The 1,269-nt window shown below is 71.0% G+C and carries 1 protein-coding gene; it reads right to left on the bottom strand.

The window, feature by feature from the left end:
- Positions 1-32: 32 nt before the first annotated feature.
- Positions 33-1,256, bottom strand: a complete 1,224-nt coding sequence (locus tag G4D87_RS37900; RefSeq protein ID WP_163787609.1) for a hypothetical protein — start codon at positions 1,254-1,256, stop codon at positions 33-35.
- Between the last annotated feature and the right edge of the window lie 13 nt (positions 1,257-1,269).

The following is a 1,269-nucleotide window of genomic DNA, read 5'->3' as shown; positions in this document are numbered from 1 at the left end:
CCCCCAGGCCGCCCCGACTCACCCATTCGCGCTCAGCCTCCGTTCGCTGCCGCCGTGGGGTCCACCAGGGGTTCAGGCATGACCCAGAGCGCCGTGGGCTGAAGATAGGCCGCGTCGAACGCGAAGAGAATGCCCGTCCAGCGGTCCCAGAAGTGGGCCCAGTTGTACTCAGTGGGCGGCGAGGTGAGCGGGTTGCCGTCGCGGTCCGGCTGGCTGTAGGCGAAGTCCGCGTACGTCCACGTCATCGTCCCGAAGTCCGTGGACAGCAGCGGGGTGATGGCGCGCAGCAGCTCGACGCGCGACACCTCGTCTGGCCGCTGGACGGCGGGGGAGAAGACAGGCTGGGCCATGTCGTACTGCTCGCGCCAGGCGATGTAGTTGTTGCCCATGGCAATCAGCGCGTCGCGCGCGGCCGGCGTGGGCGCCAGGCGGGCCTCTTCGTACAGTGCGAAGGCCGCCACCAGCAGGCTCTTCCAGTGCATGCCGGGGAAGAGGGTGTCGAACTCGAACGGGCGCGGCGTGTCGAAGGCGTGCGCGAGCGCGTAGTCATAGGCCTGAAGGGACTGGGCGGGCACCGCGTCCACCAGCGTGAACTCCGTCAGCACGCGCTCGGGCGTCACCACGCCGGCCCCCGCGCGCCAGTCCAGATAGATGCGCCCCGAGCCGCCGATGTCCGTGAAGATGGCGAGGTTGCTCTCGTTGAGCGTGCGCTCCAGCGTGTCCACGATGCGCTCCGCCTTGTCGAGCGGGAGCACGCCGGGTGCGCTCGCGTAGAGCGCGACGAAGCGCGACGTGGTGGTGAAGAGCGTGCGCGGGTCCAGCAGGGCGGCGCCGTTCAGCGCCGTGGTGAGCGAGGCGAGGGACGCCGCCACGTCGAAGGGCAGGCCCGACAGCACCAGCTGCAGGCCCAGCTGCTCGACGGACAGATGCAGGGTGCCCGTGAGGCCCACGCGCCCCAGCGCCTGCTGAAGCGACAGGGAGGGCTGGCCGCGGGCCGCGCGGATGATGCTCCGGGCCAGTGACGCGCCCAGGAGGCCTTCGCCGCCGGTGCGCGAGGCATGCGGCGCGAAGACGAACCAGTTGGGCCGCACGGCGCTGGTGCCACCCGGGGTGAGGGTGGGGTCCAGCAGCCCGCCGACTTCATAGGCCAGCGCGATGTAGCCCGCGGTGATGCGGTTGTTGTCCTCCAGCGGCGTGGTCTGGGCGTGGGACGTCGAGGCCAGCAGCACGCTCGCGACGAGCAGCGCGCGGGGCAGGGCCTGTCTCTTA

It is taken from the genome of Myxococcus vastator (genome assembly GCF_010894475.1).
Classification (GTDB): Bacteria; Myxococcota; Myxococcia; order Myxococcales; family Myxococcaceae; genus Myxococcus; species Myxococcus vastator.
Note: the sequence above shows the minus strand (reverse complement) of the source record. Positions and strands in the feature narration are given on the sequence as shown.